This window comes from Terribacillus saccharophilus (assembly GCF_002272745.1).
GTDB lineage: Bacteria > Bacillota > Bacilli > Bacillales > Amphibacillaceae > Terribacillus > Terribacillus saccharophilus_B.
Map to the genome: position 1 here is coordinate 370471 of NZ_NPBD01000007.1, position 20289 is coordinate 390759.

The following is a 20289-nucleotide window of genomic DNA, read 5'->3' on the forward strand; positions in this document are numbered from 1 at the left end:
GCCTCACGAATTCTTCATGATGATGGTTTCAAGATTGTTCGCAACAGACTGGCAGCTGTCAGCAATTTCTTCCAGGATGTAGTACAACTCTTTGTACTGAATCACCTTGATTGGATCTTTTTCGTTCTGGAAGAGCTGTTTCAAGGATTTACGGAAGATCGTATCACAGTTCTGCTCGTGCTCCTTGATTTTGATTGCATGCTCCTGAATTTCTTTTAGTTTGTTGTGAGAAAGTAAATCGATTGTAATTAAGATTTCTTTTGAACAAGCACGAATTTCTTCTGTAAATTGGTCGATGAAGCTATCGGAAGAATAAATACCGTATGTATCCATCATTCCAGAGAATTCTTCTATTCCATCAAGTACATCGTCCAAGCTGTTCGTCAGCTGAAGGATGTCTTCGCGTTCGATAGGTGTAATGAAGGCATGGTTCAATTCTTTGATGATCGTATGTACAAGCTGATCACCTTTTGTCTCAAATTCCTTCAATTTATTGGAGAACTCGGATAAAGTTGCTGCATCTTTCACTTTATACGTAACAAAAAAGTCAGCAGTCTCATCAATATTCTTTGCTATATCAGCTAAAAGCAAAGAGAATTTGTCTTGTTTCTTCTTGAACATTACAAAACCTCCGAATGGTGTTTGAATAGGGTTGTTCCTGGGAACATATAATGATAATTTTTTGTAAACTATCCTCTAGAGATTGTAAACTTTTTATTAATAATTATCAACGTTTTCGTTAGATTTTTGTCGTATGAGGTACACTTTGTCACTATTTGTTATAGTTGTATAGAAGGGGTGAAATTATGCAGATCTCCATTACAAAGCCCGCATCAAACTGGTTTGTTCAAGAAATGGACCTTGAACCGGGCAGTGCTGTACGTTTTTATGTTCGCTATGGCGGGATTGGCGGCATTATAGAAGGGTTTTCACTTGGCATTTCCGCGGAACAGCCAAATGATCCAATTATGACTGAGGAAGTACAAGGAATCACATTCTTCGTCGAACGTTCTGATGCATGGTATTTTGAAGGGGTAGACTTGAGCGTTAAGTATTCACGTAAATGGGACGATATCCAATACGAATATCCTCCGCATAATTGAAAAAATGAGCAAGAGCCAGTATAGGCTCTTGCTCATTTTTTAGTTTCGGATAGGAAGCAGTGGTGCGACAGAATCTTTTATGCCAACCATCCCAAGCAGGGCAAGCAAAATTCGCTGCGGTCCGTAGAAGGCATCAGTCGGATCGAAGAATTCCTCCAGCGTATGGTGTCCGCCGCTGTTACCGCCACCGCCGAGTGTAAGAGCAGGAATACCCAGGCTGATTGGGACATTTGCATCGGTACTAAGCGGTTCTTCTCGTTCGACCTCAATTCCGAGAACTTCAGCCGCCTGCAGTGCAATATGACGAATCGGGGCATCTTTTGGCTGGCTGCCTGCAGGTCTGTCTCCGACGAGCTCTGTCGTAACTGAAATGCTGCCTGGCTGCTGTCGTGCTTCGCCTTCAGCCTGTGCTGCTTCCTCAATAATTGCAAGTGCGTTAGACTCCAGTTCTGCTAGAGCTTCGCTGGAAACAGAGCGTAAATCCAGCTGGAATCCTGCATGTTGGGCAATAGTATTGATGGATGTACCGCCATGAATCGTGCCGACATTGTATGTTGTCTTCGGATCTTTAGGAACGGTCAAATCTGCTAATGCAGCTATAGCGCGACCTGCTGCATGGATGGCGCTTGAAGTGCCAAAGTCACCAAAGCTATGTCCGCCTTTTCCTTTGAAGGTTACATTATAGCGCTTGCTTCCGACACCACAGTAAATCAAGTCGCCAGGGGATCCTGGCTCTACAGAAATGAAGCCATCCACATATGTATTGTCTCGGAAATATGCTTTCATACCGCGTAAATCACCTAAACCTTCTTCGCCGACATCAGCGAGGAAGACGATATCTCCTTCTGTTTCGATCTTATTTTCTTCCAAAGTACGCAACAAGGTCAGTAAAACTGCCAAGCCGCGTCCGTCATCACCGATTCCAGGAGCGTAGACGATTCCATCTTCTATTTTGGCTTTCACATTTGTACCAGCAGGGAAGACTGTATCCAAATGAGCTGCAATGACAACCGTGGGTCCGCTACCGCTGCCTTTTCGTATGCCATATACATTTCCTTCGTCATCTGTTTTTAAGTCTTCCAAGCCGAATGCTGCCAGTTTCTCCTTAAAATAAGATGCACGAATTTCTTCTTTGAATGGAGGTGCCTCCACTTCCGTTACTTCTATCTGATCCTTTGTCGTCTGTTCATTATCCTGTTTGAGAAAATACAGTGCGTCACGTACTTGCTGCAGATCCAGAAGCTGTTCGAATTCCTTTGCGAATACCTTGCTGGTTGATGTCATATATTCCCCTGCTTTCCTATGGTATACGTGTACTGTAACACAAAATCTCAATATACTGACAATTTAAACTGCGTAAATAGTCGAAAAGTAACGATTTGTTCTAATTTTATATTTACAAGGCATAAGATGTTATGTAAAATAAGTGCACCGGAATGAATAATTATAGATTTTATTGCAAGTTTACAATATAGATAGAAAAGGGGCATCAACTATGAAATCAGTAAAAAAGCTCGTGGCAGCAGCTGGACTTGTTAGTGTTTTATTCTTAAGTGCATGTATATCTAATAACGAATCAAGCGGTTCTGGTGCTGAGGAAAAGCTTACTATCGGAACAGAAGCGACTTTCGCTCCTTTCGAATCCATGGAAGGTGATAAAATTGTTGGATTTGATGCAGATTTGCTAGACGCAATTATGAAAGAAGCAGGAATCGATTATGAATTCCAAAACACTGGCTGGGATCCAATGCTTGTCGGAGTAGAGAATGAGACGCTGCAAGCTGGAATGGCTGGTATCACAATAACGGATGAAAGAAAAGAAACGTATGACTTCTCCGCTCCTTATTTCGAAGCAACACAGGTTATCGCTGTACCGGAAGGAACGGATATCCAATCAGGTGAGGATATCAAAGGGATGAGAATCGGAGTACAGAACGGTACGACTGGTGATGAAGCTGCACAGAAACTCGTTGGGGAGAACAGCAGTGATCTTTCTAAGTACGATTCATCAGCAGCAACCATGATGGCTTTGCAGAACGGTGACGTAGAGGCTGTAGTGACAGATATCGCAGTAGCTCAGCATTATGTAAAAAATAATCCTGATGCCAACATTACTCTAATTGAAGATGAAGATAATTTTGAGCAGGAATATTACGGAATGCTGCTTCCGAAAGACAGCGAGCATAAAGAGAAAATAGATGAAGCGATCCAAACGATTATGGAGAATGGAACGTATGAGGAAATCTATCAAGAGTGGTTTGAAGGCACACCGGATATTGAAGCACTGGAAAGCGCACAGCCATAAGAAGAATCATATAGCGTAACGACAACAACCGTTACGCTATATTTACGTTTTGATTTATTAGCTATACTGAGGTGAGAGAAATGGATTTTAGATGGGAAATCATTAGTGAATATTTACCTTTCTTTATGAGAGGGCTCGGATATACAATCCTGGCGTCCTTGATTGGATTCCTCGTTGGAGCTTTAATTGGTTTAGTGATCGGAATGGGTAAAAGCTTGTCTAACCCAATACTTCGGCTGCCGTTCATTTGGTATGTGAATATTTTCAGAGGTACCCCGCTGTTAGTACAGATCTTTTTGATCCACTTTGCGGTGATGCCGATTTTCATTAAGCCGCCGGAGCCACTTATATCATTAATTGTTGCATTAGCTTTGAATTCTGCTGCTTATATTGCAGAAATCTTCCGCGCTGGTATCAACTCCATCGATAAGGGGCAGCGGGAAGCTGCATACAGTCTTGGAATGAACCATGCACAAGTGCTTCGGCATGTCGTGCTGCCGCAGGCATTTAAGCGGATGATTCCGCCGCTTGGCAACGAATTTATTGTGTTGGTGAAGGATTCTTCGCTTGGAGCTGTCATTGCTGCACCGGAACTTTTCTATTGGGGAAGAGTAGCAGTTGGAGCGTATTCGAGAGTCTGGGAGCCGTATTTGGCCGTTGCCGTTTTATATTTCGTTGTTTGTTTAGTATTATCATATGTACAGAGCTTTTTAGAAAGGAAGTATGCGACAGATGATCAGCGTAAAAAACCTAAAAAAGTCGTTCGGCGATCTCGAGGTGCTGCGGGACATTAACGTCGAAATAGAGGAAAAAGAAGTAGTCGTCGTTATCGGTCCTTCCGGTTCCGGGAAGTCCACTTTCATTCGGTGTCTCAACCGGATTGAGGATATTACGGGTGGTCATGTTTATATAGAAGGAACTGATATTTCTCAGAGAAAAGTGAACATCAATAAAGTGCGGACAGATGTAGGTATGGTATTCCAACAGTTCAACTTGTTCCCTCATAAGACAGTACTGGAAAATATTATGCTTTCTCCGATGGTCGTCCGCAAGTGGAAAAAGAAGGATGCGGAAGAAAAGGCATTATCACTGCTTCGAAAAGTCGGTTTGGAGGACAAAGCGGGTGTATTTCCGGAATCTCTTTCCGGAGGACAAAAGCAGCGTGTGGCTATTGCCCGCGCTTTATGCATGGAGCCGAAGGTGATGCTGTTCGATGAACCAACATCTGCACTTGATCCAGAAATGGTCGGAGAGGTGCTTGAGGTCATGAAGCAGCTTGCGAATGAAGGCATGACAATGATTGTTGTAACGCATGAAATGGGCTTTGCGCGCGAAGTTGGTGATCGAGTGCTGTTCATGGATGGCGGTTATATTGTAGAGGAAGCGAAACCGGAGGAGATTTTCAGTAATCCGAAGGAAGAACGGACAAAGGCTTTCTTAAGTAAAGTATTATGACAGAACAGCCAGTGCATCTACGCACTGGCTGTTCTTTTTGTAAAAAGGGCGTCATATTTTCTTACAAGTTTGCTGTTATCCTATATTCCCTATGCTAAAGTAAGGGTAAGGTTTTCGGGTAACAAACGAACTGTAACCAATAGGCAACATTCGTCATGTTCTCGGTTAATCCCTCTCATTTGCAAGCAGAATGCATTGTTCGGCTTGTCTTACAGCTTGTACAGGTGATATGTTGCGTGGCATATCCGACTGTGCAGGCTGTTTTTTTTGTGCTTTTTGCAGAAATAAGGAAAATTGTGCTGGACATGCTTTAAATTTGTAATCATTTAGCACACTCCTGCGTATGATGGGTCTATAGAAATGACAGGAGTGGCGCAATGTATAAATTAAAGGTCGTAGATGCTAGCAAGATATTCAGACGCGACGGACAGGAAGTTGTTGCATTGCAGGCGACAACAATGCAAATACCTGCTGGACGCTTTGTCAGTATTATTGGCCCCAGTGGCTGCGGCAAGTCGACACTCTTTAATATGATTGCCGGGCTTATCAAACCGACCACTGGAAAAATCCTTTTGGATGGGCAGAATATTGTCGGTAAGAGTGGTTATGTTGGTTATATGCTTCAAAAAGATCTGCTGCTACCATGGCGGACAATCTTGGATAATGTGATTCTCGGCTTGGAAATCAAGGGTGTTTCGAAGCGGGAGGCAAGAAAGAAGGCACAGCCATTACTAGAAAGATATGGTTTACAAGGCTTTGAAAACAATTATCCGCCGGAGTTATCAGGCGGTATGAGACAGCGGGCAGCATTATTGAGAACGCTGCTGTATGACCAGGATGTTATCCTGCTTGATGAGCCATTCGGCGCGCTGGATGCGCAGACGAGACTGCAGATGCAGGGGTGGCTGCTCCGTATCTGGGAGGATTTCCAGAAGACTATTCTATTCATCACTCACGATATAGATGAAGCTATTTACTTATCAGATGATATTTATGTTCTGTCCCATCGCCCCGGCAAGTTGAAGGCAAAGATTCACGTGGAATTGGAACGCCCGCGCGGGGAAGAGACATTGCTGTCGGACAATTTCATATCATTAAAGCAAAAGTTGCTGGATTTGCTTAGAGAGGAACCGAAAGACAATGGTACAACCTGAAAAGAAACGATACATTGAGGACGAGAAGAAACGCCAGCAGCGAATGAAGCGGATCGTGTTTGGCGGTCAGTTTGGTCTTGGGATACTGGTGATTGTATTGTGGGAGGTTCTGACACGATACGAAGTGATGGATCCTTATTATTGGAGCAGTCCAAGCACAATCTATGAAACTGCCAAGGTAGCTTTTTTGGAAGGTACGCTTTGGGATGATTTGGTCTATACATCGCTTGCAACACTCGCGGGCTTTGCGTTAGGAACAGTATTTGGTTCTTTTATTGGTCTGTCTTTTTGGTGGTCTGCTTATTATTCCAGAATATCGGAGCCATATCTGATTGCGTTTAATGCCATTCCGAAGCTTGCGCTTGGTCCAGTCATTGTCATTCTGTTTGGCATCGGGTTCTTTTCCAAAGTGATGCTTGCATTCCTGATGACCGTCATTGTCACGGCGCTGGCTGCTCATAGCGGCATTAAAGCAATTGATAAAGATCTGGAAAAGCTGCTTTATTCCCTAGGAGCGAAACGCAGACATGTCTTTACAAAAGTAGTTGTCCCGACAACGATGCCTTGGATTGTCAGCAGTCTGCGAATCAATATAGCATTGGCGCTTGCGGGTACAATTGTCGGAGAATTCATAAGTTCCCGCCAAGGAATCGGCAGGATGATCCTTTATGCAGGACAGATTTTAGATATTGACCTTGTTTGGGTAGGTGTCGTTGTATTGTCTCTGTTGTCTATGCTCATGTACGCAGGGACAGTCAGTTTAGAAAAGTTATTGCTTCGCGGTCAAGAGCCGAAACAATAGGAGGTGTCCAATGAGTAAAATGCGGTTGTTTGGTGTAATTTGTTTGGCGGTTTTGCTTGGTATCCTGGCAGGATGTACGGGTGGCGGTGAGGAAGAGAAGCTGAAGAAAATTACTATTGCAGAACCAGTGCATTTGACTGGCTACCTGCCGCTGTATGCAGCCATCCATGAAGGATATTTTGAGGAAGAAGGACTGGACGTAGAAGTAGTAACCGCAACTGGCGGAGCACATGTGACAACCGTTGTAAGCGGAGATGCCTGGGGAAATATTGCTGGTCCGGATTCGAATGCCCTTGCTAATATTGATTCTAATGACCCAATCGTATCAGTTGTCAACGTTGTTAACCGTGCCAATGTCTACTTGATGGCAGGCGGAGACACACCTCCTGCAGGAGCATCAGAGGAAGAATTGGCAGCTTACCTGGAAGGAAAGACGATTGCAGCTGGGCGTTATGGCGGCAGCCCTAACCTGTTGACGCGTTATTTGATCATGGAACTTGGCATGGAGCCAGGCAAAGACGTTTTGCTTGAGGAGCCTGCCGATGCAAGTGCAGTCGTATCGTTAGTCGAGAATGGTCAGGCGGATATTGCTAATGGAGCGGAACCTCAAATATACGATGGTATTGAAAAAGGGGTCTGGAATGAACCTTTCTATGGGTTTCCTAGTTTAGGAGATTATCCGTACAGTGTTATTAGTGTAAAGCAATCTACTATTGATGAGGATCCTGAAACTGTCCAGAAATTTGTAGAAGCTATTACAAAGGCTTTAAAAGCGGTGGATGAGGATGAAGAGCTGGCGATGCGGGTATTAAAGAAGGAGTTTCCTACAACAGAGGAAGCAAGTCTGCAAGCATCACTAGATCGAGCATATGCTGATGAACTATGGAGCAAGGATGGCTATATAACGGAGGAAGCAACAGATAAGACGATCGATGTAGTGACGAAGACAGGTGTATACAAGGGAGATTATAAATACGAAGAGCTGGTTAATATGGAGTTTGTCGAGGCATTGGAATAAATTGTGGCTGGCAATTGATGCCAGCTTTTTTCTTGGAAACTTAGGCAGGGCATCGCCATATAGTATGGATGGAAAGGGCTTTTTCATGTTTAAAAGTTTCTACTAGGAAACTTTATTGTTATAGTGCATAATAAGAGAAATAGAGAATGACAGCAGAACAAGGAGGGCAATGATGGACGAAAATGTATTACTAGCCTTAGGATTGACTTTGATGGCTGGCCTTGCAACAGGTATAGGCAGTCTGATGGGATTTTTCACCTCTACAACAAATACAAAATTTCTATCACTCAGTCTCGGTTTTTCTGCCGGGGTAATGATTTATGTCTCTATGGTCGAAATATTCATTAAAGCGAAAGATGCTTTAACTGGTGCCATGGGCATCCAGGCAGGTAACTGGGCAACTGTTGGGGGATTCTTCGGCGGAATGCTCCTCATTGCCTTAATTGATAAATTGATACCGAAGCAATCCAATCCGCATGAAGGCAAGAAAGTCGAAGAGATGGATAATCCAACACAGAATCAGGCCTTGCTCAAAATGGGTACTTTCACTGCATTGGCTATCGCCATCCATAACTTCCCAGAAGGTATTGCTACCTTTACGTCCGCCTTGCAGGATCCTTCACTTGGGATAGCGATTGCCATTGCTATCGCCATCCACAATATTCCGGAGGGGATTGCTGTTGCAGTGCCAGTCTACTTTGCGACGGGTAATAAGAAGAAGGCTTTCGGTCTTTCATTCTTATCGGGTCTATCAGAACCAGTAGGTGCGGTTCTTGCTTACCTTGTTCTGATGCCGTTCCTGAACGATATCATGTTTGGAGTTATCTTCGCCGCTGTAGCAGGAATCATGGTCTTTATCTCACTTGATGGCCTGCTGCCAGCTGCCAAGAAATACGATGAAGGACATACATCCATTTATGGATTAATCAGTGGCATGATGGTGATGGCTGTCAGTTTGCTTCTATTCATCTGAATCAGAACCCGTTTGCTTAAGCAGGCGGGTTCTTTGTGTATAATAGGAAGAAACAGGAGGGATACCCTATGGGAAGTAAACTAGTGGAGAATAGCAGGAATGTATTGAGCAGCAGTCTGGCACTGAAAAAAGAAGAAACCTTGCTTATCGTAACAGATGACAGTAAGAAGGAACTGGCCGAAGCACTCTATGCAGCTGGCAGATCAATCGGGTCGGAAACATTGCTGCTTGTTATGCAAGATAGGGAGAAGTCCGGTCAGGAGCCTCCGAGCGGTGTGGCAGAAGCAATGAAGCATTGTGATGTGGCTGTTTGTATTACGGAGCATTCCCTCACACATACACAGGCAAAAAAAGACGCAGTAGCAGCTGGAGTTCGCGTGGCGACGATGCCTGGTATTACATATGATATGTTTTTGGAAGGCGCAATAAGTGCAGATTACAATACAGTTGAAAAAATGACCTTTGAAGTAACGGAAAAATTAAGCCAATCAAAGCAAGTAACAATCAGAAAAGATAGGGAGGAGCTGAGCTTCTCTATCAAAGGTCGCAGCGGCGTACCAAGTACCGGTATTTACCGGGAAAAAGGGCAATCCGGAAACCTGCCTTCTGGTGAAGCATTCATTGCGCCCTTGGAAGGTACAGCTTCAGGACGTATATGGATCGATGGCTCAATTTCCGGCTTAGGCAAGCTGGATGAACCGATACTCCTTACAATGGAAGAAGGGCGTTTGATAGCTGCTACCGGCAGGCAAGGGGAGATGCTGCTGCAAATGCTTGGAAATGGTGATGGCCGCAATGTAGCTGAATTCGGTGTCGGAACGAATGACAAAGCCCGAATCACTGCCAACGTCCTGGAGGATGAGAAAGTATATGGGACGATTCATATTGCTTTTGGCAGCAATAACACCTTTGGAGGCATGATAGCTGCTGGTGTCCACATTGATTGTGTTGTGAAAGCTCCGACAGTTTATTTGGATGATACATTACTTTTGGAAGAAGGACACATGAAGCGTAGCTAAAGCTGCGCTTCTTAGCATACCGCACAATAAAAGCGCTTACATTTTGTGCAAGTGACAAATGGAAATAAAAGACGAAACAAGGTAAAGTAAAGATATATAAAAGGAGGCGCTTACATTGGCTAAAATACAGTTGAAGAATATCCAGAAAGTCTATGATAAGAACGTTATGGCAGTTGAAGATTTCAACTTAGAAATAGATGACAAAGAATTCATCGTTTTCGTTGGTCCCTCCGGTTGCGGGAAATCAACGACTTTACGTATGATTGCTGGTCTGGAGGAAATCTCAGGCGGTGACTTCTATATGGACGGAGAAAAAATGAACGATATCCCGCCAAAGGATCGGGATATCGCAATGGTATTCCAAAACTATGCGCTGTATCCACATATGAACGTATATAATAATATGGCATTTGGTCTAAAGCTGCGTAAATTCAAAAAGGATGAAATTGATAAGCGCGTCCAGGAGGCCAGCAGGATTCTTGGTTTGACAGACTACTTAAACAGGAAGCCGAAAGCCCTTTCCGGTGGTCAGCGTCAGCGGGTAGCGCTCGGACGTGCGATTGTCCGTGATGCGAAAGTATTCCTCATGGATGAGCCGCTTTCCAACTTGGATGCGAAACTGCGGGTACAGATGCGAGCTGAAATCCAGAAGCTGCACCAACGCTTGCAGACTACCACTATTTACGTAACACATGACCAAACGGAAGCGATGACGATGGCAAGCCGCCTTGTTGTCATGAAAGACGGCATCATCCAGCAGGTAGGTGCACCGAAGGACGTTTATGATAATCCAAATAACATGTTCGTAGGCGGCTTCATCGGTTCTCCATCTATGAACTTCCTCAACGTGACGATCCAGGATGGCAAAGCAAAGCTTGGCAATGTCACATTTCAGCTTCCGCCGGCTAAAAAGAAAATGCTGCAGGAGGCAGGCTATGGCAACGGAGAGGTCGTGATGGGAATCAGACCGGAGCATATCCACGATGCCGATTATGAAGAAAGCCTCGCTCATGCTCATGAAGTGGAAGCAACAATCGATGTAGTCGAATTGATGGGTGCTGAGAGCTTCCTTTACGCAGACATGGCTGGTCAGGAATTCGTTGCTCGTGTTGATGCCCGTTCGGATATCAAGGGCAAGGATAAGCGGACGCTATTGTTCGATATGGAGCAAGTACATTTCTTCGATAAAGAGACAGAAGCCCGAATTACCGAAGCAAACGCTGCTTCACAAGTATCCTGATAAGTAGACTGTGCCCAATTGGGTACAGTCTTTTTTATGGTAAGATTATCTAAATTAATGAAGGGGATGGGTTTGATGGACAGAAGATTTCCTATCGGTCAGTTTCAACAGGAAGGCCCTATTTCGGAGGAGCAAATAAAACGATGGATAGAGGAAATAAGTCAGCTGCCAGAGCAGGTCATATCGCTAGTAAAGAGGCTGTCAGAATCAGAACTTCTGCATACATATCGGGAAGGCGGCTGGAATATTAAACAGATTGTGCATCATATAGCTGATAGCCACCTCAATTCCTTTATCCGTTTCAAATTGGCGTTGACAGAAGAAAATCCAATCATTAAGCCATATGAAGAAGCAGAATGGGCCAAGCTGCCAGACTATGACATGCCGCCTCAATTTGCTTTTGAGCTGCTTGCATCCATCCATCGTAAATGGGTTGTCCTGCTGCGTTCGCTTACTGCTGAACAGCTGGAGCGAACATTTCAGCATCCGGAATCCGGTGAAGTGAGCTTAAAGGAGAATATCGGAATCTATGCTTGGCATGGTAAACATCATTTGGCTCATATTCGCTTGGCGCTGGTAAGCCAGGACTAACCATGGAAGAGTATCCTACACGGATACTCTTTTTTATTAAACGGGGTTTTACTTCGGGATTAGTAAGGAAATAACTAGTAGATAGATGAAGGAGTGGATGACGGGATGGATGCATCTTTGAATGGGAAAGTAGCGGTTGTGACTGGTGCTGGATCTGGTATTGGAAAGGCAGCTGCAATTATGCTCGCTGAAAAGGGTGTTCGGATAGGGCTGTTTGATATGGACGCTTCTGCTGTAGAGAAAACAGCAGCTGAAATCAAGACTGCTGGAGGTACGGCGATAGCAGCCAAGGTCGATGTAGCAGATAGCACACAGCTGCAGCAAGCGTATAAGCAAGTGCTTGAAAAGTTCGGACAGCTGGACATCGTCTTTGCTAATGCGGGCATCAATGGAACACTTTCTCCTATTGAACATTTACCTGAAGAAGATTGGGACAAGACGCTCGGAACGAATGCGAAGGGGACATTCTTGACGGTCAAATTCGCTATCCCTTACATGAAAGAACATGGCGGGAGTATTATCATTACCAGTTCGATAAATGGAAATCGTACGTTCTCGGGTTTCGGGATGAGTGCGTATAGTGCCTCAAAAGCAGCAGAAACTGCCTTCGGTAAAATGGCTGCATTGGAGTTATCAGCTTATCGTATCCGTGTTAATGTTATTTGCCCAGGTGGAATCGAAACAAATATAGAAAAACGGACGAAGAAGGATGAGGAGCATCTGGCAGAAGTAACAATTCCCAAAATCTTTCCCAAAGGTCAACACCCGTTAAAAGGGGAGCCCGGAAAGCCAGAGGACGTAGCTTCTATTGTCTGCTTTCTGGCATCCGATGCATCTGGTCATATGTCGGGAAGTGTTCTTTATGCAGATGGTGCAGAAACATTGCTATAGGTGCATTTTTCAATTTTTAGGAGGCAAGTAAATGTATGATGTAATTATTGTGGGCGGCGGAATTGCAGGTATTCAAGCTGCTATCCAGTTCGGCAGATACAAGCGTGATGTACTAGTTTTGGATAAGCGAAATGACGGAAGATCGCATTGGTGCAAAAGCTACCATAATTTGATTGGCTGGCCTGATGGTGTTTCAGGAAATCATTTGCTGGAGCTTGGCAGGAAGCAGATCGACTCGTATGGCTGTATAAAGATCGAACAGCAGGAAGCAGTAGAAGTGGAGAAATGGAAGGAAGGTTTCACTGTTAAAACAGCAGATGGCCATACGCATGATACAAAACTTCTGCTCTTTTCCACAGGAATAACAGATCGGATACCAATCAAAGAACTATATCCGCTGCTTGGTACGGATGTGTATGTGTGCCCTGATTGCGATGGCTACGAAATCAGCGGAAAGCGGACTGTTGTTGCTGGTACAGGAGAAGCAGGGGCTCATTTAGCTATTATGCTCGCTTACTGGTCAAACGATATTGTCTTTGTGAATCACGAGCAGGAGCCCGTGTCAGAGGAAACGTTCGAGGAATTGAAAAAGCACTCGATCGAATACTATGATCAGCCGATTCAGGAAGTTGTACTAAGCGAAGATGATAAATTGGAAGGCTTCTTAGTGAATGGCGAGAAGCTGTGGGCAGAGAAAGCCTTTGTCGCCTTCGGTAAAAATCGTGTGAACAGCAAGCTGGCAGATTCATTGGGTGTGGAGCTTCATAAGAACAAGCATATCGAAAACAATCCCCGCACAAAGGAAACAAGCGTCGAAGGTGTCTGGGCAGCAGGAGATGTTACGGTGCATTCCGAGCAGGTCAGCATCGCAATGGGCGATGGCATGCAGGCAGCTATCTGGATGCAAAAGCGTTTGTTGAAGACAAAATAAAAACTGATTATAACGTGCCTGATTTCAGATTCATTCTGTGGTCAGGTTTTTTCATGCGTTCAATTTCAAACAACTATTCTCGAAATGGACCATAAGGGCGGGAAATAGTACTGCCAGCTTCTATAAAATACTAGATACTATTATCAAAGTAACGTATAACTGATTTAATCCTTTTTATAAATTGATTGGTGAGAGAGACTGAATTGGTGTGCTCTTAATTATCAAGCATGCATTTTATAGGCATTTCTTTACTGCGGATGTTCAGTGCTAACAAAGCATTATTTTCTTGAAACAGCATTCAAAAGGAGCGAAATAAAATGAAGTTTTCTCTTTATTCAGTAATGACACCGGATATCAAGCCAGAAACACTGATTGCATACTTAAAAGATACCGAATACACAGCTGTAGAGTTGCGGTTCGGCGAAACACCGGCTGACTTTAAGAGTGAAGAACCGAGTTACTGGAGGAATAACCTGTGTACAATTTCCCCCTCGATAACGGATAATGACATACAAATTTTAAAAGATAAAGCAGAAGATAGCAGCATTAACATACTAAGTGTACTTCCATACTTAACTGCGGGTGACTTGGAGTCAACAGAACACGCTTTGCAGACTGCTAAAAAACTAGGGGCTTCCACTATCCGCTTAGGAATTCCTACTTATGATCGTTCCCAGCACTACAATGATTTATTTAAATCTGCAGCTGCTTATTTAAGCGAAGTAGAACAGATGTGTAAACAATATAAAGTGAAAGGATTAGTGGAGACGCATCACCACACAATTGCACCTAGCGCAAGCCTGGCTTATCAGTTGGTTTGTTCATATGATCCTGATCACATCGGAGTTCTGTATGATCCCGGCAATATGGTGCACGAAGGGTATGAGAATTACAGGATGGGGCTAGAATTGTTAGGTGAATATCTTGCGCATGTACATGTCAAAAATGCAATCTGGCAAAGGGGACACACAAACATGGATGGAACTGTTGATTGGTCCGTGCAGTGGGCACCAATCGAAAAAGGAGCTGTGAATTGGAAACAAGTACTCCTTGATCTAAAAGCAGTTGGGTACGATGGGTATGTCGGTATGGAGGATTTTAGTGCATCCATGCCTACAGTAGAAGCGATCAAACACAACATTGAATCAGTTCAACAATTTATTGCGGAAAATGAAGGAACTTACTAATTGAGTGAAAGAATTATTCTGCCAGTTTAACAAGAAAGATTAATAAACATGGTAAGAGGTTTGTTTATTATGGATCTTATATCCTGAAACCTCCACATGATGGCTCGGGTTTGTGTAAAGGCATGCAGAGGTCTTGAAGATATTTACAGTCAATTTGAGATGCATTTGAAGTGAATGAAATATATAACGTAAAAAAAGAGGGTCTATCCGTTCAGAATGGAACGGAAAGATCCTCTTTCTCTTAAACAACTGAAAAACGTCTGTTTTGTATGGTCACGCTTTATGCTCTGTCTTTTTGTTGTTCATATTTTTCAATTGCTTTTGCAACTAGTTCGCTGTCTTTAGGCTGCTCGCTAATATGTGACAGAGTGGAAGCTGCTCCTTCAGACTTGATGCGTTCCTGCAATTCTTTCGCTTCATCGTCGCCTTCTGGATCGAATACCAATGCATAAGCGATAGTCGTAAGTAGTGCCTCAGCTGATTTGCCTTGCTCTAACAATGATTGTGCTGGGTAGACTAATCTATCCTTTGGACCAAGCTTGCGGATTGGACCGCGACCCACGCGTGTTACCATATCAGAAATATACGGATTCTGGTAACGCTGAAGGATTTTTGTAATGTAGTGAGTGAGGTCTTCTTCCTCGAAGCCCCATTTTTCCTGCAATAAGGAGCTAGTTTCTTCTAATGCCTGTTTAGCCAGATTCAGAATCTCTTCATCTTTAATGGCATCAATGATGGTGTCATAGCCTTTGGCATATCCAGCATAAGCGATAGCAGCATGACCTGTATTAACTGTCAGAAGCTTTCTTTCAATATAAGGCTCCAGGTTATCAACAAAGGTAATCGCTTTGATATCTGGAAGTTCACCCTGCCAGTTTTTCTTTTCCACAACCCATTCGAAATAAGGCTCTACTTGTACTGTTAGCAAATCCTGCTGCTCCTGAATTGGAACAATCCGATCGACAGCCGCATCGCAGAATGCTGTATAGCTTTCTACATTTTCCATGTCCTGTTTATCGATATGAGAGATGACGAACTCGCGTAGCTGGCTGGAGCCACGGATCATATTCTCACATGCAATAACATGGACCGGTTTAGGCTGTTTTGCACGCTGGACAAGTCCTTTGGCAATTACAGGTGCAACATGCGGCAGGATAGATGGGCCTACTGCAGTCGTAACAATATCAGCTTCTGCGATTGCTTTGATGACAGCTTCTTCTTCTGTGGCACTATTTAAACCAGTAACACCGGTTATCGTTTCAGAATGTGCTTCTTCCTGTGCGTAGACGACTTCATATTGCTGCTTTTCCTTCAAAGCAGAGATAATGTCACTGTTTACATCAGCAAAAGTAACATGTACGTCGGCGTGAGAAAGAAGGGCACCGATAAATCCTCTGCCGATATTGCCGGCACCAATGTGTACGCTCTTCATTACGCATCAACCTCAGAGAACATATCAATGATTTCTTGCTTGCTTGTTGCATTCACAAGCTTTTCGATGTTTTCCTCTTCTGAGCAAACGATAGCAATTTGCGAAAGGATATCCAAATGTTCATTGTTTTTACCGGCAATACCAAAAACGAGCTTCACTTCATTGCCATCGAATGTAACGCCTTCTGGTGCCTGGATGATAGAGATACCGGAAGCGATGACCTCGCCCTTAGCATCTTCTGTACCATGCGGGATAGCTACGAAATTACCCATGTAAGTTGACGTCAATGCTTCTCGTTCGATCATTTTATCCACATAAGTTGCATTAACATAGCCATTATCCACAAGAATTTGGCCGGCTTTCCGGATAGCATCTTCCTGATTGTCCAATTTAGTGTTCATTAGAATATTTGCTTCTTGTAATACTTCCATGATTACCCTCCTAAGTGATCTGTGAATTGTTGGATGTGGGCAGTGAGCAGCTGCGCCAATTCCTTGCTGAGTGCATCCTGATCCGCAGAACGAATCATGTGCTGAACATGCTCTTCTAAAATAAGGATACTGATTTTACTAAACAGCTCGTAACAGCTTAAAGGCAAATTGTCCGGTGCAGCAAGGATGAAAAGGCGGTCAGCCTCCATCACTTGATTGTCCATCCCCTTGATCATAATAGGGGAGGATAGCGCCATCATCCAAAATGCAGGCTGCTCGATTTCTGTACTGCGGCTGTGATACAAAGCCATCCTTGTATCAGGGATACCCATTCCTCCGAGCTCATCTCTTTGTTGGAGAAGGGAAGCAAGTGTCCCGTGCTTTTTTATGACAGCGTGGTCAGCTGCATGTTGATCAATATGAGCGAACAAATCTGTCTGCAATTGATATGTCCCATTGATCATAAAGTTATTCCATAAGGTGTGGCTCACCGCTGTCAATGTCTGCAATTCTTTTAGTTTTGAATCGAAAGCTGAAACTGTCGGAAATGCTGCTGGCATCTCTTTTGCAGGTGCTGCCTGCTTTCTTTTTTTATATATAGTCGGGAGTTCCTGCTGGATGAATGCATCCACTCGTTTGACATCCGGTCCAGGCAACAGTGGATTGACAAGCAAATACTGGCGGTGGAACTGGTCAAGGCTGATTGTTGAAATAAGCAAATCAAAGCTTTCCAACTCCATATCCTTCAGCTCCAGGAAAGACGACAGCGACACTTGTGTAATCTCTGGGAATTCATTCTGCAGCCTGCTAGCAAGCATTTTAGAAGTACCGATTCCGCTTGCGCAAACGACTAAGGCATGCAATCTTTGTCTGCTGCGCTGCCGTTCTCTTGCAGAAGCGAAGTGCAGTGCCAGAAAGGCAACCTCGCCCTGTCCGAAACGAAAAGTCGGAAATACAGTTTCAAGAGCTTCTCGAACTGCTGTTACAACTTCTTGATAATCTTGTTCGATCTTCTCTGTAAGCGGATTGTACGTTTGAATTCCTTCCCTTGCCCTGCTGATGGCTGGTTCAATATGGGCCAGCAATCCAGTGGTGAAAGTTTCGTCCTTTTCCAAGTGCGGCAGCTGTATCGTAGCAGCAACCAACTGAATGAAAGCTTGTACTTGCAGCTCGAATAGCGGATCAGAGCGATGTGTCGTTTCATTCCGCTTCGCTCCTTGTATTTGTACAGCAATATAACCGATCTCCGAAGCTGAAAACGTAATAGAGAAGGTGTTTTCCAATTCCCTGCTTAACGCTGCCGCAATCGTATATTCTTCCGTTTTTTGTAAAGATTCCAATAGCGGCGGGGAAAGAATGACAAATTTAGCCTGCTGTATCCTTTGGATCGTAATACTTATATAAGTAATAAGTGCAACATAAGCATTATCAGCAATGGAATAAGATAGCTTGGTCAAATGATCCATTACATATTTCTCTACCGTTGTCATACGCTGATCCTTAATGATATTTTGAAGGAACTGGTGCAAATTCTGTTCTTCATGATCATTGGTAAACGTATAAATAGATGCTTGATCCAGCTGCTCCATCATGAGCTGGACGAGTACCTTCCTTTTTTCGTTCTCTTCACCATCGAGCTCAACTCCAACACCGCGGCGCCTTATGATGGACAGTGAATAATCGACTAGCCTGGATTCCAATGCATCCAAATAAACGGATAAGGCCGTCTTCGATAATTGCACTTCATTTGCCAAATAAGCTACTTTAACAGGTTCACTAGCTTCAACCAGTAAATAAAGCAAATGGAGCAGCCGCTCTTCCTGGGTCGTATCTACCTCGACCGCATCACGCAGCTGCTCTTGCAATGCCTCCATTTGATCCCTTTCTCCTTCAACCCGAATACCGGATCCAGTAACACGCAGCAGGGACAGCTTATTTTCAGCAAGTGTTCGTTCTACTTGCTTCAATTCCCGGTGAATAGTTCGAGAGCTGACATGTAATAGCTCTGCCAGCTCTCGAATGGAGATGAATTGGTTTCTGGAACGCAGCAATTGCAGGATTATTCTTCTTTCTCTGCTGCTAACCATTTCCAAATCAATCACTCCTTACTTATTGATGCTTCTTAAGGTTCTCGATCAGTTCTGCGTACCTCGGACTGTTCAAGAAGTTTTCCACTGAGATATGCTCAGCGTCCGGACGTTTGTTGCGGGCACGGTCCGTCAGATTCTTCTGTGTGATGACGATATCAGCGTCATCCTGGATATTGGAGATGGCTGCATTATCTACCTTGATTTCGGTCAAGCCAGCATCCTTCATCTTCTTACGCAGAAGGGAGGCGCCCATTGCGCTCGATCCCATTCCAGCGTCACAGGCGAATGTAATTTTGTTTACATTGCTGTAGTCAAAAGAATCGCTGCCATTATCTACATGCTGTGTGTTTGTTTCTACTGCTTCATCTGTTGCGCCAGCTGATTGGTTGATACCGACTGCAGCTGCAGGTTTGGTACCTTTCATTTCTTTAGACTTCGCAGTTGCTTCTTCGATATTCGTATCTGCAGCAATTGGGCTGCGTTTTAGAATGACAGCAGAGATTGCGAACGATACGGCAGTTGCACCGATAATACCGATTGCCAAGCCAAGGTAATCACTTGGGTTACCCATTAGGAAGATGGCAATAACACTACCTGGTGAAGCTGGAGAGCGAAGACCAACATCTAATAGAGAGAATAGAAGAGTTCCTGTTACACCGCCGCCAATTGCAGCAACGATAAGGAAAGGCTTCATTAAGATATACGGGAAGTAGATTTCGTGAATTCCCCCGAAGAAATGGATGATCGCTGCACCTGGTGAAGATGCTCTTGCGCTTCCTGTACCGAAAAACATGAAAGCAAGCAGAATTCCTAGTCCCGGTCCTGGGTTTGCTTCAAGCAAGAATAGGATGGATTTTCCTACTTCTGCGGATTGTTCTATTCCAAGCGGTGTGAAAACACTATGGTTGATAGCGTTGTTCAAGAACAAAACTTTCGCTGGTTCGATCAAAACGTTTACAAGTGGCAGAAGACCAAGTCCAACGAGCCAGTCAACACCAGATGCCAATACGTTTGTTAAACCTTCAAGAAGCGGACCTACAAAATAGATTGCACCGATAGCGAGTGCACCACCGATGATACCTGCAGAGAAGTTATTGACTAGCATTTCGAAACCAGAACGTACTTTAGAACCGACATACTGATCAAACAATTTGATGGCATATCCGCCGAGCGGACCCATTGCCATTGCTCCTAAGAACATCGGTGTATCCGGAGAACCTACAATTGCACCCATTGTAACAATTGCCCCGACGACCCCGCCTCGAAAATCGTGTACGAGACGTCCACCAGTGAAACCGATCAATAGTGGTAATAGATAAGTGATGGACGGACTTACAATTTGTGCGATTGTTTCATTTGGAAACCATCCGTCAGGAATGAATAAAGCGGTAATAAGACCCCAAGCAATAAATGCACCGATGTTTGGCATAACCATGCTACTCAAATATGAGCCAAACTTTTGAACACGAGCGCGGACACTGGCTTTTTCCTGTGCCATGCTTTTTCCCCCTTTTATATGTGAAAAAATAATGAATAAAGTAGTGCTTGCTTCTATCTTACGCCCGATGTATGCGATTTCACAACAGAAACAAACACCACCTTTGTCACGTGTCTTCCTGCCAACTGTGTCTAATGCAATGTTTTTTACTTAGGTAAAAGGCCGCAGA

20 protein-coding genes are annotated in these 20289 nt (G+C 44.0%); 14 read left to right on the forward strand and 6 right to left on the reverse strand.

Translation table 11 applies throughout. From position 1 onward, the window contains the following. Positions 1 to 3: 3 nt before the first annotated feature. Positions 4 to 621, reverse strand: a complete 618-nt coding sequence (locus CHH58_RS09075) for a DUF47 domain-containing protein (protein WP_095227782.1) — start codon at positions 619 to 621, stop codon at positions 4 to 6. Positions 622 to 806: 185 nt separating this feature from the next. Between CHH58_RS09075 and CHH58_RS09080 the strand changes: the two genes are divergently transcribed. Continuing rightward, the gene (locus tag CHH58_RS09080) at positions 807 to 1103 is read left to right on the forward strand and encodes a HesB/YadR/YfhF family protein (RefSeq protein ID WP_095227784.1); all 297 of its coding nucleotides are present in this window, start codon (positions 807 to 809) and stop codon (positions 1101 to 1103) included. Between the two features lie 39 nt (positions 1104 to 1142). Here CHH58_RS09080 and CHH58_RS09085 read toward each other — a convergent pair whose 3' ends face one another. Beyond that, positions 1143 to 2387, reverse strand: coding sequence for a M20/M25/M40 family metallo-hydrolase (locus CHH58_RS09085; RefSeq protein WP_095227786.1), 1245 nt, complete (start codon positions 2385 to 2387; stop codon positions 1143 to 1145). A gap of 211 nt (positions 2388 to 2598) precedes the next feature. On the opposite strand from CHH58_RS09085, the gene CHH58_RS09090 reads away from it, so the two are divergent. From CHH58_RS09090 to CHH58_RS09150, 13 genes are all read left to right on the forward strand, one after another. Next, positions 2599 to 3408, forward strand: a complete 810-nt coding sequence (locus tag CHH58_RS09090) for a basic amino acid ABC transporter substrate-binding protein (RefSeq protein WP_095262397.1) — start codon at positions 2599 to 2601, stop codon at positions 3406 to 3408. Between the two features lie 80 nt (positions 3409 to 3488). Next, positions 3489 to 4202 (forward strand): amino acid ABC transporter permease, encoded by a 714-nt coding sequence (locus CHH58_RS09095; RefSeq protein ID WP_095219170.1) that lies wholly within the window; start codon positions 3489 to 3491, stop codon positions 4200 to 4202. Next, complete coding sequence (locus CHH58_RS09100; RefSeq protein WP_095227790.1) at positions 4141 to 4863, forward strand: amino acid ABC transporter ATP-binding protein; 723 nt, start codon at positions 4141 to 4143, stop codon at positions 4861 to 4863. Before CHH58_RS09095 ends, CHH58_RS09100 begins: the two co-directional genes overlap by 62 nt. Positions 4864 to 5240: 377 nt before the next feature. Continuing rightward, complete coding sequence (locus CHH58_RS09105) at positions 5241 to 6017, forward strand: ABC transporter ATP-binding protein (protein WP_095227792.1); 777 nt, start codon at positions 5241 to 5243, stop codon at positions 6015 to 6017. Then, positions 6004 to 6819: an ABC transporter permease gene (locus CHH58_RS09110; RefSeq protein ID WP_095227794.1), complete on the forward strand. Its 816-nt coding sequence runs from the start codon at positions 6004 to 6006 to the stop codon at positions 6817 to 6819. The genes CHH58_RS09105 and CHH58_RS09110 overlap by 14 nt, the downstream gene beginning before the upstream one ends. A 10-nt stretch (positions 6820 to 6829) precedes the next feature. After that, complete coding sequence (locus tag CHH58_RS09115) at positions 6830 to 7837, forward strand: ABC transporter substrate-binding protein (RefSeq protein WP_095227796.1); 1008 nt, start codon at positions 6830 to 6832, stop codon at positions 7835 to 7837. A 172-nt stretch (positions 7838 to 8009) separates the two neighbouring features. After that, positions 8010 to 8810 carry a zinc transporter ZupT gene (zupT, locus tag CHH58_RS09120; protein WP_095219175.1) on the forward strand — a complete coding sequence of 267 codons (801 nt, stop codon included), beginning with the start codon at positions 8010 to 8012 and terminating at the stop codon, positions 8808 to 8810. A 68-nt stretch (positions 8811 to 8878) separates the two neighbouring features. Then, a complete protein-coding gene (locus CHH58_RS09125) occupies positions 8879 to 9829 on the forward strand; it encodes an aminopeptidase (RefSeq protein ID WP_095262398.1) in 951 nt (316 codons plus the stop codon). Between the two features lie 115 nt (positions 9830 to 9944). Continuing rightward, the gene (locus CHH58_RS09130; RefSeq protein WP_095227802.1) at positions 9945 to 11069 is read left to right on the forward strand and encodes an ABC transporter ATP-binding protein; all 1125 of its coding nucleotides are present in this window, start codon (positions 9945 to 9947) and stop codon (positions 11067 to 11069) included. Positions 11070 to 11141: 72 nt separating this feature from the next. Beyond that, a complete protein-coding gene (locus tag CHH58_RS09135) occupies positions 11142 to 11660 on the forward strand; it encodes a YfiT family bacillithiol transferase (RefSeq protein WP_095227804.1) in 519 nt (172 codons plus the stop codon). Between the two features lie 105 nt (positions 11661 to 11765). Next, complete coding sequence (locus tag CHH58_RS09140; protein ID WP_095232198.1) at positions 11766 to 12551, forward strand: SDR family oxidoreductase; 786 nt, start codon at positions 11766 to 11768, stop codon at positions 12549 to 12551. A 31-nt stretch (positions 12552 to 12582) separates the two neighbouring features. Beyond that, entirely contained in the window at positions 12583 to 13482 is a 900-nt protein-coding gene (locus tag CHH58_RS09145; RefSeq protein WP_095227808.1) for an NAD(P)/FAD-dependent oxidoreductase, read from the forward strand. Positions 13483 to 13799: 317 nt separating this feature from the next. After that, a complete protein-coding gene (locus CHH58_RS09150) occupies positions 13800 to 14669 on the forward strand; it encodes a sugar phosphate isomerase/epimerase family protein (protein WP_095234845.1) in 870 nt (289 codons plus the stop codon). Positions 14670 to 14949: 280 nt separating this feature from the next. On the opposite strand, the gene CHH58_RS09155 is transcribed toward CHH58_RS09150, so the two are convergent. Genes CHH58_RS09155 through CHH58_RS09170 form a run of 4 tightly spaced genes read right to left on the reverse strand, consistent with a single transcriptional unit; the run spans position 14950 to position 20120 of the window. Further along, positions 14950 to 16101, reverse strand: coding sequence for a mannitol-1-phosphate 5-dehydrogenase (locus CHH58_RS09155; RefSeq protein ID WP_095234844.1), 1152 nt, complete (start codon positions 16099 to 16101; stop codon positions 14950 to 14952). Further along, positions 16101 to 16532 carry a PTS sugar transporter subunit IIA gene (locus CHH58_RS09160; RefSeq protein WP_095219183.1) on the reverse strand — a complete coding sequence of 144 codons (432 nt, stop codon included), beginning with the start codon at positions 16530 to 16532 and terminating at the stop codon, positions 16101 to 16103. The genes CHH58_RS09155 and CHH58_RS09160 overlap by 1 nt, the downstream gene beginning before the upstream one ends. Positions 16533 to 16534: 2 nt before the next feature. After that, positions 16535 to 18619, reverse strand: a complete 2085-nt coding sequence (locus tag CHH58_RS09165; RefSeq protein WP_249275121.1) for a BglG family transcription antiterminator — start codon at positions 18617 to 18619, stop codon at positions 16535 to 16537. Between the two features lie 22 nt (positions 18620 to 18641). Further along, a complete protein-coding gene (locus CHH58_RS09170; RefSeq protein ID WP_095227816.1) occupies positions 18642 to 20120 on the reverse strand; it encodes a PTS mannitol transporter subunit IICB in 1479 nt (492 codons plus the stop codon). Positions 20121 to 20289: the final 169 nt, after the last annotated feature.

What these genes read in the sequence shown, in the direction of transcription:
- CHH58_RS09115 (WP_095227796.1), top strand. Translation starts at nt 6,830, where the DNA reads ATGAGTAAAATGCGGTTGTTTGGTGTAATTTGTTTGGCGGTTTTGCTT.
- CHH58_RS09125 (WP_095262398.1), top strand. Translation starts at nt 8,879, where the DNA reads ATGGGAAGTAAACTAGTGGAGAATAGCAGGAATGTATTGAGCAGCAGT.
- CHH58_RS09080 (WP_095227784.1), top strand. Translation starts at nt 807, where the DNA reads ATGCAGATCTCCATTACAAAGCCCGCATCAAACTGGTTTGTTCAAGAA.
- CHH58_RS09140 (WP_095232198.1), top strand. Translation starts at nt 11,766, where the DNA reads ATGGATGCATCTTTGAATGGGAAAGTAGCGGTTGTGACTGGTGCTGGA.
- zupT (WP_095219175.1), top strand. Translation starts at nt 8,010, where the DNA reads ATGGACGAAAATGTATTACTAGCCTTAGGATTGACTTTGATGGCTGGC.
- CHH58_RS09105 (WP_095227792.1), top strand. Translation starts at nt 5,241, where the DNA reads ATGTATAAATTAAAGGTCGTAGATGCTAGCAAGATATTCAGACGCGAC.
- CHH58_RS09110 (WP_095227794.1), top strand. Translation starts at nt 6,004, where the DNA reads ATGGTACAACCTGAAAAGAAACGATACATTGAGGACGAGAAGAAACGC.
- CHH58_RS09170 (WP_095227816.1), bottom strand. Translation starts at nt 20,120, where the DNA reads ATGGCACAGGAAAAAGCCAGTGTCCGCGCTCGTGTTCAAAAGTTTGGC.
- CHH58_RS09090 (WP_095262397.1), top strand. Translation starts at nt 2,599, where the DNA reads ATGAAATCAGTAAAAAAGCTCGTGGCAGCAGCTGGACTTGTTAGTGTT.
- CHH58_RS09160 (WP_095219183.1), bottom strand. Translation starts at nt 16,532, where the DNA reads ATGGAAGTATTACAAGAAGCAAATATTCTAATGAACACTAAATTGGAC.
- CHH58_RS09100 (WP_095227790.1), top strand. Translation starts at nt 4,141, where the DNA reads ATGATCAGCGTAAAAAACCTAAAAAAGTCGTTCGGCGATCTCGAGGTG.
- CHH58_RS09085 (WP_095227786.1), bottom strand. Translation starts at nt 2,387, where the DNA reads ATGACATCAACCAGCAAGGTATTCGCAAAGGAATTCGAACAGCTTCTG.
- CHH58_RS09075 (WP_095227782.1), bottom strand. Translation starts at nt 621, where the DNA reads ATGTTCAAGAAGAAACAAGACAAATTCTCTTTGCTTTTAGCTGATATA.
- CHH58_RS09145 (WP_095227808.1), top strand. Translation starts at nt 12,583, where the DNA reads ATGTATGATGTAATTATTGTGGGCGGCGGAATTGCAGGTATTCAAGCT.
- CHH58_RS09165 (WP_249275121.1), bottom strand. Translation starts at nt 18,619, where the DNA reads ATGGTTAGCAGCAGAGAAAGAAGAATAATCCTGCAATTGCTGCGTTCC.
- CHH58_RS09095 (WP_095219170.1), top strand. Translation starts at nt 3,489, where the DNA reads ATGGATTTTAGATGGGAAATCATTAGTGAATATTTACCTTTCTTTATG.
- CHH58_RS09155 (WP_095234844.1), bottom strand. Translation starts at nt 16,101, where the DNA reads ATGAAGAGCGTACACATTGGTGCCGGCAATATCGGCAGAGGATTTATC.
- CHH58_RS09150 (WP_095234845.1), top strand. Translation starts at nt 13,800, where the DNA reads ATGAAGTTTTCTCTTTATTCAGTAATGACACCGGATATCAAGCCAGAA.